At 35.0% G+C, this 16,374-nt stretch carries 18 protein-coding genes; 14 read left to right on the forward strand and 4 right to left on the reverse strand.

Features of this window, described 5'->3' with window-relative positions:
• From ABIQ27_RS04740 to ABIQ27_RS04780, 9 genes are all read left to right on the forward strand, one after another.
• Positions 1-1,094: glycosyltransferase (locus ABIQ27_RS04740; protein WP_348032523.1), on the forward strand; the 1,094-nt coding region annotated here is incomplete at its 5' end.
• Between the two features lie 4 nt (positions 1,095-1,098).
• Positions 1,099-2,946, forward strand: a complete 1,848-nt coding sequence (gene asnB / locus ABIQ27_RS04745) for an asparagine synthase (glutamine-hydrolyzing) (RefSeq protein WP_348032525.1) — start codon at positions 1,099-1,101, stop codon at positions 2,944-2,946.
• A gap of 43 nt (positions 2,947-2,989) precedes the next feature.
• A complete protein-coding gene (gene murB, locus ABIQ27_RS04750) occupies positions 2,990-4,003 on the forward strand; it encodes a UDP-N-acetylmuramate dehydrogenase (protein WP_348032527.1) in 1,014 nt (337 codons plus the stop codon).
• Positions 4,004-4,007: 4 nt separating this feature from the next.
• The gene (locus tag ABIQ27_RS04755) at positions 4,008-4,511 is read left to right on the forward strand and encodes a hypothetical protein (RefSeq protein WP_348032529.1); all 504 of its coding nucleotides are present in this window, start codon (positions 4,008-4,010) and stop codon (positions 4,509-4,511) included.
• Position 4,512: 1 nt separating this feature from the next.
• A complete protein-coding gene (locus tag ABIQ27_RS04760; protein WP_348032531.1) occupies positions 4,513-5,130 on the forward strand; it encodes an FMN-binding negative transcriptional regulator in 618 nt (205 codons plus the stop codon).
• Positions 5,131-5,208: 78 nt separating this feature from the next.
• Positions 5,209-6,315: a glycosyltransferase gene (locus tag ABIQ27_RS04765; RefSeq protein ID WP_348032533.1), complete on the forward strand. Its 1,107-nt coding sequence runs from the start codon at positions 5,209-5,211 to the stop codon at positions 6,313-6,315.
• Positions 6,306-6,857, forward strand: a complete 552-nt coding sequence (locus ABIQ27_RS04770) for a sigma-70 family RNA polymerase sigma factor (protein ID WP_348032535.1) — start codon at positions 6,306-6,308, stop codon at positions 6,855-6,857. The genes ABIQ27_RS04765 and ABIQ27_RS04770 overlap by 10 nt, the downstream gene beginning before the upstream one ends.
• Before the next feature lie 172 nt (positions 6,858-7,029).
• A complete protein-coding gene (locus ABIQ27_RS04775) occupies positions 7,030-7,836 on the forward strand; it encodes an energy transducer TonB (RefSeq protein ID WP_348032537.1) in 807 nt (268 codons plus the stop codon).
• A gap of 147 nt (positions 7,837-7,983) precedes the next feature.
• On the forward strand, positions 7,984-9,216 hold the full coding sequence (locus ABIQ27_RS04780) for a serine hydrolase domain-containing protein (protein ID WP_348032539.1): 1,233 nt from the start codon (positions 7,984-7,986) through the stop codon (positions 9,214-9,216).
• Here the strand turns inward: ABIQ27_RS04780 and ABIQ27_RS04785 are convergent, their stop codons facing one another.
• Positions 9,217-10,047 carry a S1-like domain-containing RNA-binding protein gene (locus tag ABIQ27_RS04785; RefSeq protein ID WP_348032541.1) on the reverse strand — a complete coding sequence of 277 codons (831 nt, stop codon included), beginning with the start codon at positions 10,045-10,047 and terminating at the stop codon, positions 9,217-9,219.
• Positions 10,048-10,348: 301 nt separating this feature from the next.
• Here ABIQ27_RS04785 and ABIQ27_RS04790 point away from each other — a divergent pair, with 301 nt between their 5' ends.
• The 3 genes from ABIQ27_RS04790 (at position 10,349) to ABIQ27_RS04800 (ending at position 12,523) form a co-directional block, all read left to right on the forward strand.
• Positions 10,349-10,843, forward strand: coding sequence for a sigma-70 family RNA polymerase sigma factor (locus tag ABIQ27_RS04790; RefSeq protein ID WP_348032543.1), 495 nt, complete (start codon positions 10,349-10,351; stop codon positions 10,841-10,843).
• A 4-nt stretch (positions 10,844-10,847) separates the two neighbouring features.
• The gene (locus ABIQ27_RS04795; RefSeq protein ID WP_348032545.1) at positions 10,848-11,486 is read left to right on the forward strand and encodes a hypothetical protein; all 639 of its coding nucleotides are present in this window, start codon (positions 10,848-10,850) and stop codon (positions 11,484-11,486) included.
• Between the two features lie 86 nt (positions 11,487-11,572).
• On the forward strand, positions 11,573-12,523 hold the full coding sequence (locus ABIQ27_RS04800; protein ID WP_348032547.1) for an alpha/beta hydrolase: 951 nt from the start codon (positions 11,573-11,575) through the stop codon (positions 12,521-12,523).
• 98 nt (positions 12,524-12,621) lie between these two features.
• On the opposite strand, the gene ABIQ27_RS04805 is transcribed toward ABIQ27_RS04800, so the two are convergent.
• Positions 12,622-13,638 carry a fibrobacter succinogenes major paralogous domain-containing protein gene (locus ABIQ27_RS04805; protein WP_348032548.1) on the reverse strand — a complete coding sequence of 339 codons (1,017 nt, stop codon included), beginning with the start codon at positions 13,636-13,638 and terminating at the stop codon, positions 12,622-12,624.
• Between the two features lie 222 nt (positions 13,639-13,860).
• Between ABIQ27_RS04805 and ABIQ27_RS04810 the strand changes: the two genes are divergently transcribed.
• Positions 13,861-14,448 carry a hypothetical protein gene (locus tag ABIQ27_RS04810; RefSeq protein ID WP_348032550.1) on the forward strand — a complete coding sequence of 196 codons (588 nt, stop codon included), beginning with the start codon at positions 13,861-13,863 and terminating at the stop codon, positions 14,446-14,448.
• A 152-nt stretch (positions 14,449-14,600) separates the two neighbouring features.
• Here ABIQ27_RS04810 and ABIQ27_RS04815 read toward each other — a convergent pair whose 3' ends face one another.
• Positions 14,601-15,431 carry a lysophospholipid acyltransferase family protein gene (locus tag ABIQ27_RS04815; protein WP_348032552.1) on the reverse strand — a complete coding sequence of 277 codons (831 nt, stop codon included), beginning with the start codon at positions 15,429-15,431 and terminating at the stop codon, positions 14,601-14,603.
• Positions 15,432-15,475: 44 nt separating this feature from the next.
• On the reverse strand, positions 15,476-16,114 hold the full coding sequence (locus ABIQ27_RS04820) for a CoA pyrophosphatase (protein WP_348032554.1): 639 nt from the start codon (positions 16,112-16,114) through the stop codon (positions 15,476-15,478).
• Positions 16,115-16,181: 67 nt separating this feature from the next.
• Between ABIQ27_RS04820 and ABIQ27_RS04825 the strand changes: the two genes are divergently transcribed.
• On the forward strand, positions 16,182-16,374 hold a 193-nt coding region (locus ABIQ27_RS04825), incomplete at its 3' end, for a DUF4268 domain-containing protein (RefSeq protein WP_348032556.1).

Below are 16,374 nucleotides of genomic sequence, written 5' to 3' on the forward strand. Positions count from 1 at the left end.
GGCGCTGGAAACGGAAGATTAAACAAATGTCTAAAAAACGAATTCTATTTCTTGGCGAAACTTATCGCGCTGATGCTATTACCTGGATGAATGGCCTCAGAGAACTTGGCGACTTTGAAATTGTTACCTGGGAACTGCATACAAGTAGCACGGGCATTAATAGAATGAGCCGCCTTTTTGAGCTGGCTAAAGCTATCATAACTATAAAAAGCATTGCGAAAAAATTCAATCCCGATATGGTAATTGCCGAACGGACAACCAGTTATGGTTATTTGGCTTCCGTTTCAGGGATAAAACCAATCGCCATTGCGCAGCAAGGCATAACTGATTTGTGGCCACATAGTTCACCGCTGTATATTTTCAAAAAAATGCTTCAGGATCATGCTTTTAAGAAGGCTGATTTGATTCATGCCTGGGGAAATGTAATGGAAAACCACATGAAAGAAAGTAACGTAGATATGTCAAAAGTGATGGTTTTACCAAAAGGAATAAACCTGGATTACTTCGAATTTAAGGATAATCATAATGACACTATGATAAACGCCATTGTTACGCGGACTTTACAACCTGAATATCAGCATGATTTGATTTTGAAAGCATTTTCAATTATCAAGCAAAAAAATATTCCATTCAAACTGACTATTATTGGAGACGGAACAGAATTGAAAAAATTAAAAGCTTTGGCTAAAGAATTAAATATTGGAAATGAAGTCATTTTCGCCGGAAAGATTAATAATAATGACATTCCCGAGTTTTTGCAACAAGCTAATTTTTATATCAGCACACCAACAACTGAAGGCGTTTCTGCCTCGCTCTTTGAAGCTATGGCGTGCGGCTGCTTCCCTATTGTAAGTGATTTACCCGGAAATAGAAGTTGGATTCAACAAAAAGTTAACGGAATACTTGTTACTATCGAAAATGAGTTTAATTTAGCCGAAGAATTGGAATGGGCATTTAACAACAATGGTTTTACAAAAACAGCGGTAACTCAAAATCGGAAATTTGTAGAGGAGAATGCCAACTACAAAATCAATATGAAAAAAATTGCTCAAGCTTATCACGGGTTAATTAATAATAAGTCAAGTAGTCTCTAACTTTATGTGTGGTATCAATGGAATTTTCCATTTAAATTTTAAACAGGTTGATCAAAATCAGCTGGTAAAAATGCGTGACATTCTGGAGCATCGTGGTCCGGATGATAAGGGTATTTATATCAACAATAATATTGGTTTAGGTCACAGACGTTTGTCAATTATTGATACTTCATCAGCCGGACATCAACCATTTTTTTCTGATAATGGCAGATATGTAATTGTATTCAACGGAGAAATTTATAACTATCAATCGTTTTATCCCGAATTAAAAAGCAAAGGAATTACACTGAAATCAGGCTCCGATACCGAAGTTTTGCTAAAGCTTTATGAATTATACGGCATGGAAATGCTGCACAAACTCAACGGAATGTTTGCTTTCGCCATTTGGGATACGCAGGAAAAAAAGTTGACACTTTGTCGTGATAGAATGGGTGTAAAACCATTGTATTACTGTATTCATCAAAACACTTTATATTTTGCTTCAGAGCAAAAAGCGCTTTTCACAGCTGGTGTTCCATTAGAAGTGTCTGAAGATGGCATGGAGGAATATTTCTTTAACCGATTTGTAGCTGGCGAAAATACGTTGTTTGCACATGTCAAAAAGCTTTTGCCCGGACATTATATGGTTATTGATGAAACCGGAAAAACCAGCACCACACGTTGGTGGAATTTAAAAGAGCAAATTCAAAACCACATCCAAATCCTCAATCCAAAAAAATGGTTTGAAGAAACTTTCTTTGAATCGGTAAAACTGCGAATGGTCAGCGATGTTGCTGTTGGAGTTTTGCTTAGTGGCGGATTGGATTCGTGCTCGATATTATCTTCATTGCATGAGCAAAAATTTGAAAAAATTGAAACCTTTAATATCAGTTTTTCCGAAGAAGAGCACAATGAATATCATTTGGCAAAAAAAATAACAGATCAATACGGATACACTTTCAATCACACCAAGCTTGAAAATGAAAGTCTGTACCAAAACCTAATTGAAGCATCTTATTTCCAGGATGAGCCTTTAATGCATCTCAATGAACCGCATTTACTGGCCATCGCCAAATTAGCCAAACCAAAAGTAAAAGTGCTGCTTTCGGGCGAAGGTGCCGATGAATTAATGGGCGGTTATGTTCGATACAAAGCATTAAAAAATCCATCTTTATTAAAAGTAATTTCGCAGCTTAGCAACTTTGAAACCTTTAATAAAAGACCACGTTACGATAAATTATTCCGCTATTCAAAAATTAGTAATGATTCCGATTTAGTAATATTCAATGGTTCCAACGTATATCCGGATGATATTAATTCGTTTTATGGAAACAAAGGAAAACCGGTAAATGAATATCGCTATCAAATCCTAAAAGAAGCACAGGAATTATATCCCAAAAATCTACAGCGTCAGGCATTGTATTTTGACCAGCATACTTATATGTGTTCGTTGCTTGACAGAAATGATCGTTGTACTATGGGCGCTTCTATAGAATGCCGTGAACCATTTCTGGATCAAAGACTGATTGCAGGTTTGGGAACGTTGGATGACAAATGGATGTTTACAGGTAAAAAAGGAAAGTTCATTCTAAAAACTACAATGGAAAACAGGCTTCCGAAAGAAGTTGTTGATTTTAGAAAAATTGGACTCAGCGCACCTTGGGGAAGTTATTTGTTGAAATTCCCGAGATTTGTTGACGAATTGGACAGCTTTGCAAAAAGCGAAATCTTTGATATGCCTTACCTGCAAAACATCGATGGTAATAAATTAGTAGCTGAAATCAGAAAAGGAAATACCAAGATTTTGCCTTATTTTATGCCAATATTTATGCTGCATACATGGCAAAAAAACTACTATAACGAGCTCGTTTAAAAATTCTTTTGACTTACTTTTGTCATCATTAGATTTTTTAAGCATGACGATTCAAAATAACTTCTCTTTAAAAAAATACAACACTTTTGGTATCGAAGCCAAAGCCAAGCAGTTTGTAGCTGTTCATTCTGTTGAAGATTTAAAAACCATTTTACACGAAAACAAATCGGTGCCAAAATTCGTTCTTGGCGGCGGAAGCAATATGCTATTGACACAAGATATTCATGCTTTGGTTATTCATATTGATTTGAAAGGAAAAAAAGTGCTGAAAGAAGATCCCGATTTTGTTTGGGTTGAAAGTCAGGCTGGCGAAAACTGGCACGAATTTGTACTTTGGACAATAGACCAAAACTTTGGCGGTTTGGAAAACATGTCACTTATTCCCGGAAATGTTGGTACAACTCCTGTACAGAATATTGGTGCGTATGGCACAGAAATGAAAGACACTTTTGTTTCGTGTGATGCTGTGAATATTGCGACTCAGGAAACTAAAACCTTCAGTAAAGAAGATTGTCATTTTGGGTATAGAGAAAGTATTTTTAAGCACGAAGCTAAAGACCAATTCATTATTACTTCAGTAATTTTTAAACTGACCAAACGCAATCATAGGATCAACACTTCGTATGGTGATATCACCAAAGAATTGGAAAAACAAGACATCGTAATCCCAACGCTGAAAGATGTTTCTAATGCTGTAATCGCGATTCGTCAAAGCAAATTGCCCGATCCGAAAGAATTAGGAAATAGCGGAAGTTTTTTCAAAAACCCAATTATACCAAAAGAGCAATACGAGAAAGCACACGCCTTGCATCCCGAAATGCCGCATTATGTTATTTCAGAAACTGAAGTTAAAGTTCCGGCTGGCTGGCTGATTGAAAGAGCAGGCTTTAAAGGAAAACGATTTGGTGATGCAGGAATCCATAAAAACCAGGCATTAGTCTTAGTCAATTATGGCAACGCAACCGGACAGGAAATTTTAGCTGTTTCCAGAGATATTCAGGCAACAATCTTAAAGGAATTTGGTATTTCGATTGAGGCGGAAGTTAATGTGATATAAGTTTATGTTAGTAGAAAAATTCAAAATAAAAGGCTGGAAAAAGAAAGAAACAGGAATCGTAATTTCTGAAAATGACGATTGGATTTTGACCAAACATATTCCGGTAGATTATGTTATTGATGGCTTCAAACTCTATAATAAAAAATTCATAAAGAAACGAACTTCATTAGTAGACGATAAACTTATAACTGTTTTAAATCTTAAGAAACTAAACCTTTCGGTTCCTAAATCATTTAATTTTGGCACAGCTTTAGAAATTCTGAATTGGTCAGAAAAAAAGTATGGGTTATTTGAATTTCAGGACAATAAGGAAAATGAATTGTTTTATGGAAAACTAAACGAAGCTGAAGAGAATTACTTCATTATTGATATGATAAAATCTGACGGAAAGATTGAGCTGAAATATAATTATGATTTTTCACTTGAAAAAATAAGAGTGATTACATTTGAAACTGATTATTTTAATTCAATTATATTATTAATGAATCATGAATTAAGTAAGAATTAAAATGTACATCCCAGAACTCTACAAAAACGACAATCAGGAAGACATTAAAAACTTCATTCATCAGAATGGGTTTGGAATTTTGGTCAATCAAACTGATGGAAAGCTTTGGGCAACGCATATTCCGCTGCTTTTAGAAGAAAAAGATGGTAAGCAGGTTTTGGTTGGACATGTTTCAATAGAAAATCCGCAGGCCAAAAGTTTTAAAACCAATCAGGAAGTTTTAGCAATATTTTCCGGCGTCCATACTTATATTTCTTCTTCGTGGTATGACCATGAAAATGTTCCAACCTGGAATTATCTGGCGGTTCACGTTTATGGAAAAGTAACCATTCATTCGCTTGACGAAACCATTGAAGCACTCAAAAGACTGACAAATAAATACGAAGCAAAAGCAAAATCAGAAAACCCTGTCCGTGTGGAAGATTTTTCAAAGAAGACAATGATGCAGGCTCGTGGAATTGTTTCATTTGAAATTGAAATAACAGATATTCAGGCAGTGAAAAAAATGTCGCAGGGCAGAGATGATAAAAACTACAAAAACATCATTTCAAAACTGGAAAACTCAGATTATTTTCAAGCCATTGAAGTTGCGAAGGAAATGAAAAAGAATAGAGAATGAATTAGCAAAAATTCATAATTTATAATTCAAATTTATAATTCAATTTCGTACATTTGCTGTCCCTTTTTAAAGTCGACTATGCTATTATCTTTACTCTGTTTATTTATTGCCGTTGTTGTTGTTCAATTCCTCTATTACATTGTTATTTTTGGCAAATTCTCATTTGCTAAACCACAAAGCGGGACACCTAAAAGAATTCCAATTTCAGTAATTGTTTGTGCTAAAAACGAGGAAGAAAATGTTAAAAAATTAATTCCATTGCTTCTTGAACAAAATTATCCGCAATTTGAAATTGTTTTAATTGACGATGCTTCGGGTGATAATACGCTGGAGATTTTTGAAGAATTTGAAAAATTGCATTCCAATATTAAATTAGTCAAAGTAGAAAACAACGAAGCCTTTTGGGGTAACAAAAAATATGCGTTGACTTTAGGAATTAAAGCAGCAAAAAACGAATATTTATTATTCACCGATGCTGACTGCATGCCTGCTTCCAAAGATTGGATTGCCAATATGAGTTCACAATTCACTGCTGAAAAAACAATTGTTTTAGGCTATGGTGCGTATGACAAAATTGGAGGTTCATTTCTGAATAAAATCATCCGATTTGAAACTTTACTAACAGCTACGCAATATTTTTCGTGGGCAAAACTTGGCAAGCCTTATATGGGAATTGGCCGAAATTTAGCTTACAAGCGTGATGAATTTTTCAAAGTGCGTGGTTTTATGGATCATATGAAAATACGTTCCGGAGATGATGATTTGTTTATCAATCAGGCAGCAGAAAAGAAAAATACAACTGTTTGTTATTTGCCGGATAGCTTTACTTATTCAAAACCAAAAACTTCTTTTAAAGATTGGTTTACACAAAAACGCCGTCACGTTTCGACAGCCAAGCATTATAAAATGTTTGACCAGAATCAATTGGTAATATTCTATGTTTCGCAATTGCTGTTTCTTTTATTGCCAATCATTTTATTAGCATTTCAATACCAATGGATTATAGTTTTAAGCATCATCAGTTTCCGTTACATTTTCGCCTGGATTACCATGGGATTTGCAGCAGGAAAACTTAAAGAAAAAGACGTAATGTACTGGTTTCCAATCATTGAAATCGTTTTAGTTTTTACGCAATTGAACATATTCATAACCAATACTTTCTCAAAACCGGTACATTGGAAATAAACGCTTATATAGAAAAAGCTAAGACTGGCGACCAGGTTGCCTTTACCTATTTGCTCGACCATTACTGGAATGAGGTTTATGGCTTTATGCTTAAACGCACGGAAAATGAAACGGATTCGGAAGACATTACGATAGAGACTTTTTCTAAAGCTTTTGATAAAATTGCAACTTACAATCCGGAATTTCAGTTCAACACCTGGTTGATTGCCATTGCCAAAAATGTGCATATTGATATGCTTCGCAAAAAGAAATCGACTGTTTTTGTTGAAATCACAGATGAAGAAGATCAACAGGCTTATAATATTGCCGACACTACTCCATCGGTTGAAGATGCTTTGATTACGGAGCAAAACTTATCCCGGTTATTGCAGTTCATTAAAGAGTTGAAACCACATTATCAGGAAGTAATTCAGCTTCGGTATTTTCAGGAAATGAGTTATCAGGAAATTGCTGAACAGCTCAATGAGCCTTTGAGCAACGTTAAAATAAAATTGCTTCGCGCCAAAAAACTTCTGGCAGAAATAATCGAAAGCAAAAAATAATCGTTTGTTTTTTTGTTAAAGACTCTATTAAAAACTCAACGTTTATTGGAGTTTAGTGTTTTTGTATTAAAATTTTAAACAAATTACATACTATTTTATAATTTCCTGCGTTATATAATAAAACACTCTCTCGCTTATGTAACATAAATACTCAACTTTAAACCATTTAACCATGTCAAACGTTAGTATTTATGAAAAAAACTGGATAGATCTAGTTTTCGAAGACAAAAACAAAGTTTATGGCGCATATCAATTGCGTCAGGAAAATCCCCGAACCACTTTATTTGCATTCCTGAGTGGTATAACATTAATTCTCTCCCTGCTTGGCGGCTGGTTGTTATTTTCTTCATTTGGTGAAAAACCTATTCTTAAACCAACTGATGGCCCGGTTATAACAATCACAAGCTTTAATTATCCAAAACCGAATAAACCTATTGTCCCAAAAACAAAAACAGAGCAAAGTGCGGCTGCTGCTTCAGAAAATAAATTTAAAAAATATGAAGCGTCTACAACTCCAGATGTTGAAGTTCCTAAAAAAACAGAAACACCTTCAACTCCTGTAACTTCAGGTAGTGGAACCGAAACTGGTCCTGTTATCGACATTCCAACTGGAGGCGGAAATACCACTGGAACAACAGTATTTGTTCCACTAGTAGATAAAGGTCCGGTAGCGCCAAGTGAATTAGACCGACTTCCTGAATATCCTGGCACGATTAAAAAATTCTATAAAGATGTAGCGGACAATTTTGAGAAACCTGATTCTGATGAAACTTTGGGTGCTGTTAGTGTTATCATGTCTTTTGTTATTGAAAAAGATGGTACGATGAGTAATATTAAAGTGCTGAGAAGTTCAGATAAAAGCATGGAAAAAGAAGCTATCAGAGTTCTGAAAGCTATGAAAGTAAAATGGTCTCCGGGTTATAAAGATGGAGAGAAAATGAGAGTACTTTATACACTTCCTATAAAAGTTGCCTTTTAAAAATTTAAGTTAGTAATTGTTGCTTTTTTGCCCTTGAACCTGACCTGGAAATTAAAACCTTGTCAGGTTTATTATGTTTAATAACTCGTTTAAAACTTTTAGAAACTTACCGTTTTTATTTTGACTAATATCGGTATTATTGCAATTATGAAGCTTACCCTAATCGCCTTTTTCTTATCTACGCTATTCTATTTTTCCAGTCCAAAAACGGAACGGGAAACTGTTGACTCTAATTTTGGAAATCCAAATGACAGTTTGCATGTAACTTCGACTTTTCCAATAAAAATGGGAAATGTTTCTGAAGCCTATATTGCAGAAAAAAGGCATTTTATTGATTCCTTTTATAACAAAAACATCAATTCACCTTTTTATAGCGGTGGTTTCATTGTGGTCAAAAATGGCCGTGTGATTTATGAAGATTATAAAGGATATGCCAATGTAAGGACTGGGCAAAAGATTGACAAGAATACTCCTATTCACTTAGCTTCTGTTAGTAAAGTGTTGACATGTACAGCCATTTTGAGACTGGTACAGCAGGACAACATCATGCTTGACCAAAAAGTCACCGATTGGATTCCGAAATTTCCTTATAAAGAAACGACAATCCGAACGCTGCTCAATCACAGAAGTGGTTTACAGCATTATGCTAACTTTCCAGGATTGATGAAAAAAAACTGGAACAAAAAGAAGATTCTTTCCAATCAGGATATTTTGGATTTGATGGTGCAGAATAAATTCAGATTAAAAACCCCACATGATACGCATTTCGATTATTGCAATACCAATTATATAGTTCTAGCCATAATCATCGAAAGAGCAACTGGTTTAAACTATCGTCAGGCCATGCAGGAATTGATTTTCAAACCATTGGGAATGACAAATACTTATGTCTTCAATTACGAAACTGATAGAGAAACGGCATCTAAATCCTATAGAGGAAGCACCATTTTTCCTTGGGATCAGTTTGATGCTTTGTATGGTGATAAAAATATTTATTCTACGCCAAGAGATTTAGTAAAGTTTGATATGGGAACTTATTCGCCCGACTTTATCAAACCGGAACTTTTGCAGGAAGCTTATTTTGGCTATAGCGCGGGTAATGTTGCAAAGCCAATTAAAGATTATGGTTTGGGAATGCGCATGCGTTTTTTACCGCCAAATAAAGAAAAAATGATTTACCACAATGGTTGGTGGCATGGTAACAATACTTCATTTGTGCCGGTGAAAAAAGATACCGTAACTGTTGTGTGCTTAGGGAATAAATATTCAAACAGACCGTATTCTACTTTGAGTATGGTCAGCAGCCTTTTTTATAAAAAGAAAACAGAAATTGAAACTCCGGTGCCAACTGAACAGGAACTTCAGGAACTTGAACACTAACTATTCTTTTACCAAATAGATTCCGTCTTCTTTAATCTCGATAAGTTTGTCTTTGTAAAGCGAACCAATAGCTTTCTTGAATGTCTTTTTGCTCATCTTCAATACCGTTTTAATATCTTCCGGATGGCTGTTGTCATTCAATCGCAGAAAACCTCTGCTGGCTCTTAGTTCATCAAGGATTTTCTCTGCATTAGGTTCAATGTTTTCGTAGCCTTGTTTTTGAAGCGTAACATCAATTTTATTATCGGGACGAATGGTTTTAATATAACCAGTCATTCTGTCACCAGTTCTGATATCGTCGTAAACCTGATCTTTGTATAAAAGCCCTTTGTGAATATCATTTATGATAACATTAATTCCAACTTCGGTAATATGTGAAATAATTAAATCGACTTCTTCGCCTTCTGCAACAGTTAGATTTTCATTATTTAAAAACTGATTGGTTTTGCTGGAAGCCATCAACCTGTTTGTTTTTTCATCCATAAAGGCAAAAACCAGATAGCGTTTTCCTTTTTCCATTGGACGCGCCTGTTCCTTAAACGGAACAAACAAATCTTTCTCTAATCCCCAATCAAGGAAAGCTCCAAAATTGTTGACATAATTCACACGAAGCAAACCAAATTCATCCATCAGGATATAAGGCTCCAATGTAGTTGCCACAGGTCTTTCCTCATGGTCAAGATAGACAAAAACAATCAACTCATCTCCTATTGTATATTCTTTTGGAACATATTTAACAGGCAGCAAAACATCGTCCTTTCCATCAGTTAAAAAAAGTCCGACTTTGGTTTCTCTGTCAATTTTGAGTGTATTGTAATGCCCTATTTCCATCGTGTATGCTTGTAAATTTTGAAGTGCAAAGATAGAAATTAGAATGCAGTCGCAGTTAGCAGTTGGCAGATTTTTGAAATTATTCTTTTTAGCCGCCTCTACATTATTTATTTAGCCACGAATACACGAATGATTGTGTTTAGTATTCTGAATTCTTTAAGTCTTAATAATAAAGCAAACTTTTTCCAACACACAAAAAATATTCATGTATTCGTGGCTAAATTTTATCGATTTTGATGAAACTAAAAATTCGTAGTTTTACAGCTGTAACAAAACCCATGCTTTTTGTACTAACGAGACTATGAGTGACAACTTGGAACAATTATTTGTAAAACAATTAAAGGACAATCAGAACATTATCCACAAGATATGTAGGTTGTATACCAATGATGAAGATGCACATAAGGATTTGTTTCAGGAAATTACCATTCAGCTATGGAAAGCATTCCCAAAATTTAGAGGTGAATCTAAATTCTCAACTTGGGCTTATCGTGTGGCGTTAAATACTGCCATAACACTTTACAGAAAAAGCACCCGAAGCATTGCCACTACTAGCTATGAAGGGCAAAAACATTTCTTATCACAGGAAGAATACAACTTTGAAGAAGAAGAACAAATCAAGTTGATGTATCAGGCGGTGCAACAATTGAACGATATTGAGAAAGCGCTGGTATTCCTGTATTTGGAAGACAAAGATTATACTGATATATCAGAGACACTTGGAATTAGCGAGGTAAATGCCCGCGTAAAAATGAACAGAATTAAAGGTAAATTAAAAAAAATATTAAATCCCTAGGATTATGGAAGAGTTGGATTTATTAAAAAAGGCTTGGCAAAAGGACAGCCATTCATTTGAACAAATTTCGGAAAGCGAAATATATAAAATGCTGCATAAGAAATCATCGTCTATTGTAAAATGGATTTTGATTATCAGCATTATTGAAGTCTTATTCTGGACGCTTATAAGTGTGATGTGGAATACAGATGAATATATGAAGAAACTTCATGCCGAAAACATGATAGTGTATTTCAAAGCGTTGAATTTTGTAAACTATGTTGTGATATTGTGTTTTATTTACAATTTTTATAAAAACTATATCAAGATTTCAACCACAGCGTCGACCAAACAATTGATGCAGGACATCTTAAGAACCCGCAAAACGGTTAAATACTATGTTTGGTATAACTTAGGAATGATTGTAGTAAGTTTTATTGCTGGTTTTTTCATTGCCTTTGCTTACAACCCCAAAATGGAAATCCTAAAAGACAGAATTGCTCATGAGGAGAACCACATGATTCTGTTAAAGACATTAGGAATAATGATACTTGCCGTTGCTATTTTTGTTGGATTGTTTTGGCTGTTCTACCGATTATTATATGGTATCCTGCTTCGAAGACTGAATACCAATTATAAAGAATTAAAGAAAATAGATTTGTAAACTAAGTCCCGTGAAAGCGGGATTTTTTTATTAAGTTTGAATAACGATAGTCTAAAGAAAACTCACAAATAAAAACATTCAGAATCATGAAAAAGCACACAATGATTATCCCATTACTATTTTTTTGCACATGTTTATTTGCACAGCAATTTCCCAACAGTTTTTCAGATGGAAAATTTTATAAAGTAAACGGTGCAAACCTTTGGGTGGTAACAGTTGGAACTGGCGAACCTTTGATAATGATTTCGGGTGGTCCCGGAGGTGCCCATATAAGTTTACGCGATTTTGATTCGTTAAGTGTAAAAGGAAATATACAGCTGATATATTTTGATGGTTTTGGCCGTGGGAAATCTGATACTGCAAAAAATCCCAAAGAATATAGTTTAGACAGAGATATTGAGGATATCGAAGGTTTGAGAAAAGCATTGCACCTAAATAAAGTAAGCGTGTTGGGCCATTCCTACGGCAGTCTTGTTGCACAGGGTTATGCAGTAAAGTATGGAGAGCACTTGAATCATCTCATTTTAGCAAATGGATTTCACAGTTTTATAATGTGGCAGGAAAATGATGATAACAGCAACCATGAAATTAAGGAAAATTATCCTGAAGTATGGGATCAATTAATGGAATACCGAGAGCAGGGCGGTATAAGCAGCGACACTAAACACCGTGAGATATATGGTAATGTACCTTATGGATTTTTATATGCATATAATCCAAATAACTTTTTAGAATCAAGGAGTAAAAATTACCCTAATTCATTTAATCCGGATTTATACTATCAAATGGTAGGAAAGGATGGTGATTTTTTGGTCGGAAATGATATAGGCACTTTTGATTATCGAAAACAATTAAAGGATTTAAAAATGCCAATCCTGATTTATGGTGGACGATTTGACCGTGTTGCCGTGCCCAGTATGATGGTGAAATACAAAGAATATTGCCCACAGGCCAAATTTATTATGTTTGAATACAGCGGTCATAATCCGCAAATAGAAGAGCCTGCAAAATTATTTCCTATTATCGTAGATTTTTAAAAAAATTAGATGGCTTATGAACTTGATCACCAAATAAAAAATCCCGTCTTGTTTTTGTAACGAGACGGGATTTTTTTTATATCAATTTCTTAAGTCAATTAATATTTGACACAACGCACAGAAAGCGCTGTTTTCTTAAGGACAGAACCTCTTGTCACTGAATTGTTCAGATTGACATTTAAACTATAAGCAGCATTTGCATTTGCAGCAGTAGCGCTCCACCAAAAAGCAACATCACCGAGGCTATTGAATGGCTGATCTTCTGGCATATAGGAATGAGTCAAATAACCATATCCGGCTGGAACCGCAGTAAATCCAGCTTGGTTTGTTGCCAAAACAGGACCTGACCATAAATCTCCCAATTGTCTCATTTTAATTCCGGCTTTACTTGTGCCACCTAAGAAAGTAGTCAATCCTGTCCATTCTGCATCGGTTGGTATATGCCATCCTGTTGGTGCCAATCCTCTTGGATCATTAATCGCATACCAATTATATAACTTACCATAAATGACTCCGTTAGCAGTATCATTTTCAAAATAACACCATGCGCCGGTTGTCAAAGCATCCCATTCTGCCATATCTGTAACTTCTGGTATAACATCACCATTTCTATATTTGGTTACATTCAGGTTTTTCTGCATCCACTGTTTGCCATTGATTAAAACGCTTGTATAAGTATTTCCATCGATATCGAGAACTGCACCTGCATTCGTATAAAGTTGATTTAAGGTAGCAAAAGAAAGCTGATCTCCATATTTCGTTCCGTCAGCAGTTGTTCCATAAGCTCTCGCGTAATAAGTTGTATTATGCCAAAGCGAAGTCAAGACACATGAAAAGCCTCCTGTAGCAGGGTTGATTACAGTTCCCACTGCAATACTATTATCAAGAGTTGGATTTGGTGTCAGGCCATAAACAATTCCGTAAGCAGTTGTTCCTGCTACGAATGATGGACTAATAACGCCAAAAACATTTGCTGATTCGTGACCAATACTCGCAACCGATTTTGTTTGTACGCTAAAAATAGGATCAACTATTGCTGTTCCGCCAACTTCAGGATCGGCACCACAGCTTATAAATAGGACTGAAACCAGGGAAAAAATGAGGATTTTTTTCATGTTGTTTGAATTAGATTGGAAGCAAATGTAATAAAATTTGTAGTAAATTTTTAGAATAATTAAAAAATCAACTTTCGGGTATTTTCAAGCGCTCACAACCTTGCAAAGCTATTTTAATTTAATAGGATTTTTTTGCTTAAGTTTGGAAGTAATATATTGTTAAGTTGTACCAACCTACTCAAATTGGCAATTTTGCTAAACATAACAGAAAATAAACAATAAATGAAAAAATTACTTTACCTAGCAGCAATTGTATTAATGTCTTTTTCAACATTTCAAAATGAACCAATTGAAAGAATCGGATTGAAAGGGCCAATTGAATTTAATAAAACTGAATTTAAACTCGCTTGGTCTGAAAAGCCAAATGCAAATTATTTTGTTCAAGAATATTTACCAAAAAACGAAACTGTAGAGAAATTTAATCAACTTATTACTGTAAATGTTTTTGTAATGGATGTCAGTGTTGAAAATGCAATTCAACAAAAAGAAGCACAATTGACAAAAAGAAAAGAAACAGATAAGGTATGTAATTACAGCCTTATAAGTAGTCCAGATGGTAAGGAAAGTATTTTAGATTGTATATTGAGTACTGAAAAGAATGGAGAATTAGATGTTGTTGAATTTATAATTTATAGATACAAACAAATCGAATTAGAAAATCATAAAAAAGCATTGCTAGTTTATTCATATTCTAAAAGAAGTTATGGAGAAGACATAACTAAGTTTTTTAAAAATTTATCTCAAGAAAGGGAGAACTTGTTAAATACAATGATTGCGAAAGAGATGCCAGAAATCAAAATAAAAGAATAAAAACTGACTTAAACAGCGGTTTGGCTCAATGGCTTTTAACTTCAATATAATAAAACAAAAAAAACGATAGCGCGGATTTGTAATCCGTGCAAACAATAAAAATAAAAGTCACGGAATGCAATTCCGCGTCATCAAAAAACAAAAAATCCCGCTTATTGTGGGATTTCTTTCTTATCAACATGCCATTCTCTAAGTTTGTTCAGGCGTTCCTGTTCTTCAATTTCTTCGGCCGGAATTACTTTTAAAAATGAAGGATGCTGCTCGATGGCGTATTCTATTTTTTCTACAATCTGCTCGACAGTTTCGTTTTCATAATCAATCACCAATGGTTCTTTGATGATAAATGATTGCAGGATATTTTTCTTTTTCATACGCAAACCCTTTTTGTCAAACGAACGACGGAAACCGTCAATCACGATTGGCACCACAATAGGTTTGTATTGTTTGATAATGTGCGCAGTTCCTTTTCGAACCGGTTTAAACGATTTGGTTGTGCCTTGCGGAAACGTAATTACCCAGCCATCTTCTAGAGCAATTCTGATGTTCTCTGTATCGTTTGGATTTACTTCGCGTTTTTCGGTTACGTCTTTTCCTCCGGCACGCCAGGTTCTTTCTACCGAAATAGAGCCAACATAGGATAAAATCCTTGGCAACAAACCCGATTTCATGGTTTCACTTGCAGCAACATAATAGATATTCATCTTTGGCTGCCACAAATAGCCCACGTTTTTAATATTGTCCTGTCTTCCGGAAAGGCTGGCATTAAAAACATGAAACATCGCTACAACATCGGCAAAATAAGTCTGGTGATTGGAAATAAACAGTACATTTTTATCAGGTAATGCCGCAATGATTTCGGAACCGTCAATCTGCAAATCGTTGAAACCTCTGTATCTTCGGTGAGTGATGGCGCCAAAAATCCGGATTAACCATTTTTTGACAAAGAGTATATGACCAAAAGGATTTCTTTTAAATAAACCCATAATTCAATTTTATTTAGGAAGGCAAATCTACAAAAAGTAATAATTTATAAAACCAATTTTAAGGTTTCTTTTAGTTCACTCAGCATCATCGCGGTAGCGCCCCAAATGAAATGTTCATTGACCTGAAAGCCAGGAACATCAATACTATCGGCATATGAAGTTTTGATGGTTGATGTCTTCAGGATTTTGTCATCTAAAAAATCCGCTAGTGGAAATTCTACTATTCCGGCGACTTCATCATCCTGCAATACAAACTCCAGTTCATCATGGCTGTAACCCAAAAAAGGATAAACCATATAATTGCTCGGCGGAATATAGACTTCGGTAAACGCACGAATCACATTAATCGAGTTGGGATGAACACCAATTTCTTCATGGGTTTCTCTAATAGCCGTTTGTTTTAAATCAATATCTTCAGGTTCAACTTTCCCACCGGGAAACGCAATTTGAGAAGAATGCACGCCATTATAGGAAGTCCGGAGAATTAGTGCTAAATGTGTCAGCTCTTTTTTGGGATAAAAAAGCATCATGACCGCTGCTTTTTTGGGTGATATTTTTGTAAAGTCGGTATTTTTTAACAATTCTTCTCTGTTAGGCGGAACCATTTTCGCATGGGCATGCGTTGCTGGAAGCTCAACATTTAGTACTTTTGGAGCATATTTTAAGAACTCGTCGAAACGCATCTTGATTAGTTTAGGAATATAAAGTTACCTTAAAAAATTAAAGCACTCAAATTTTTACCAAACTAAAATGTTCAGCAAAAAAGAAGCATTAGCCATAAAAAAAGATTTCTGGACCGCATTTGCCGCAGTTTATCCAAGAAAATGGATACTGTATGACACCAAGATAAAAGATGTTACTTTTAAGTTTTATATCGATAATAAAAAAGCTCAGGTTATGCTGGATATTGAGCCAAAAGAAGAAGAAAAGCGCAAGATTTATT

Source organism: Flavobacterium sp., from assembly GCF_039916025.1.
Classification (GTDB): Bacteria; Bacteroidota; Bacteroidia; order Flavobacteriales; family Flavobacteriaceae; genus Flavobacterium.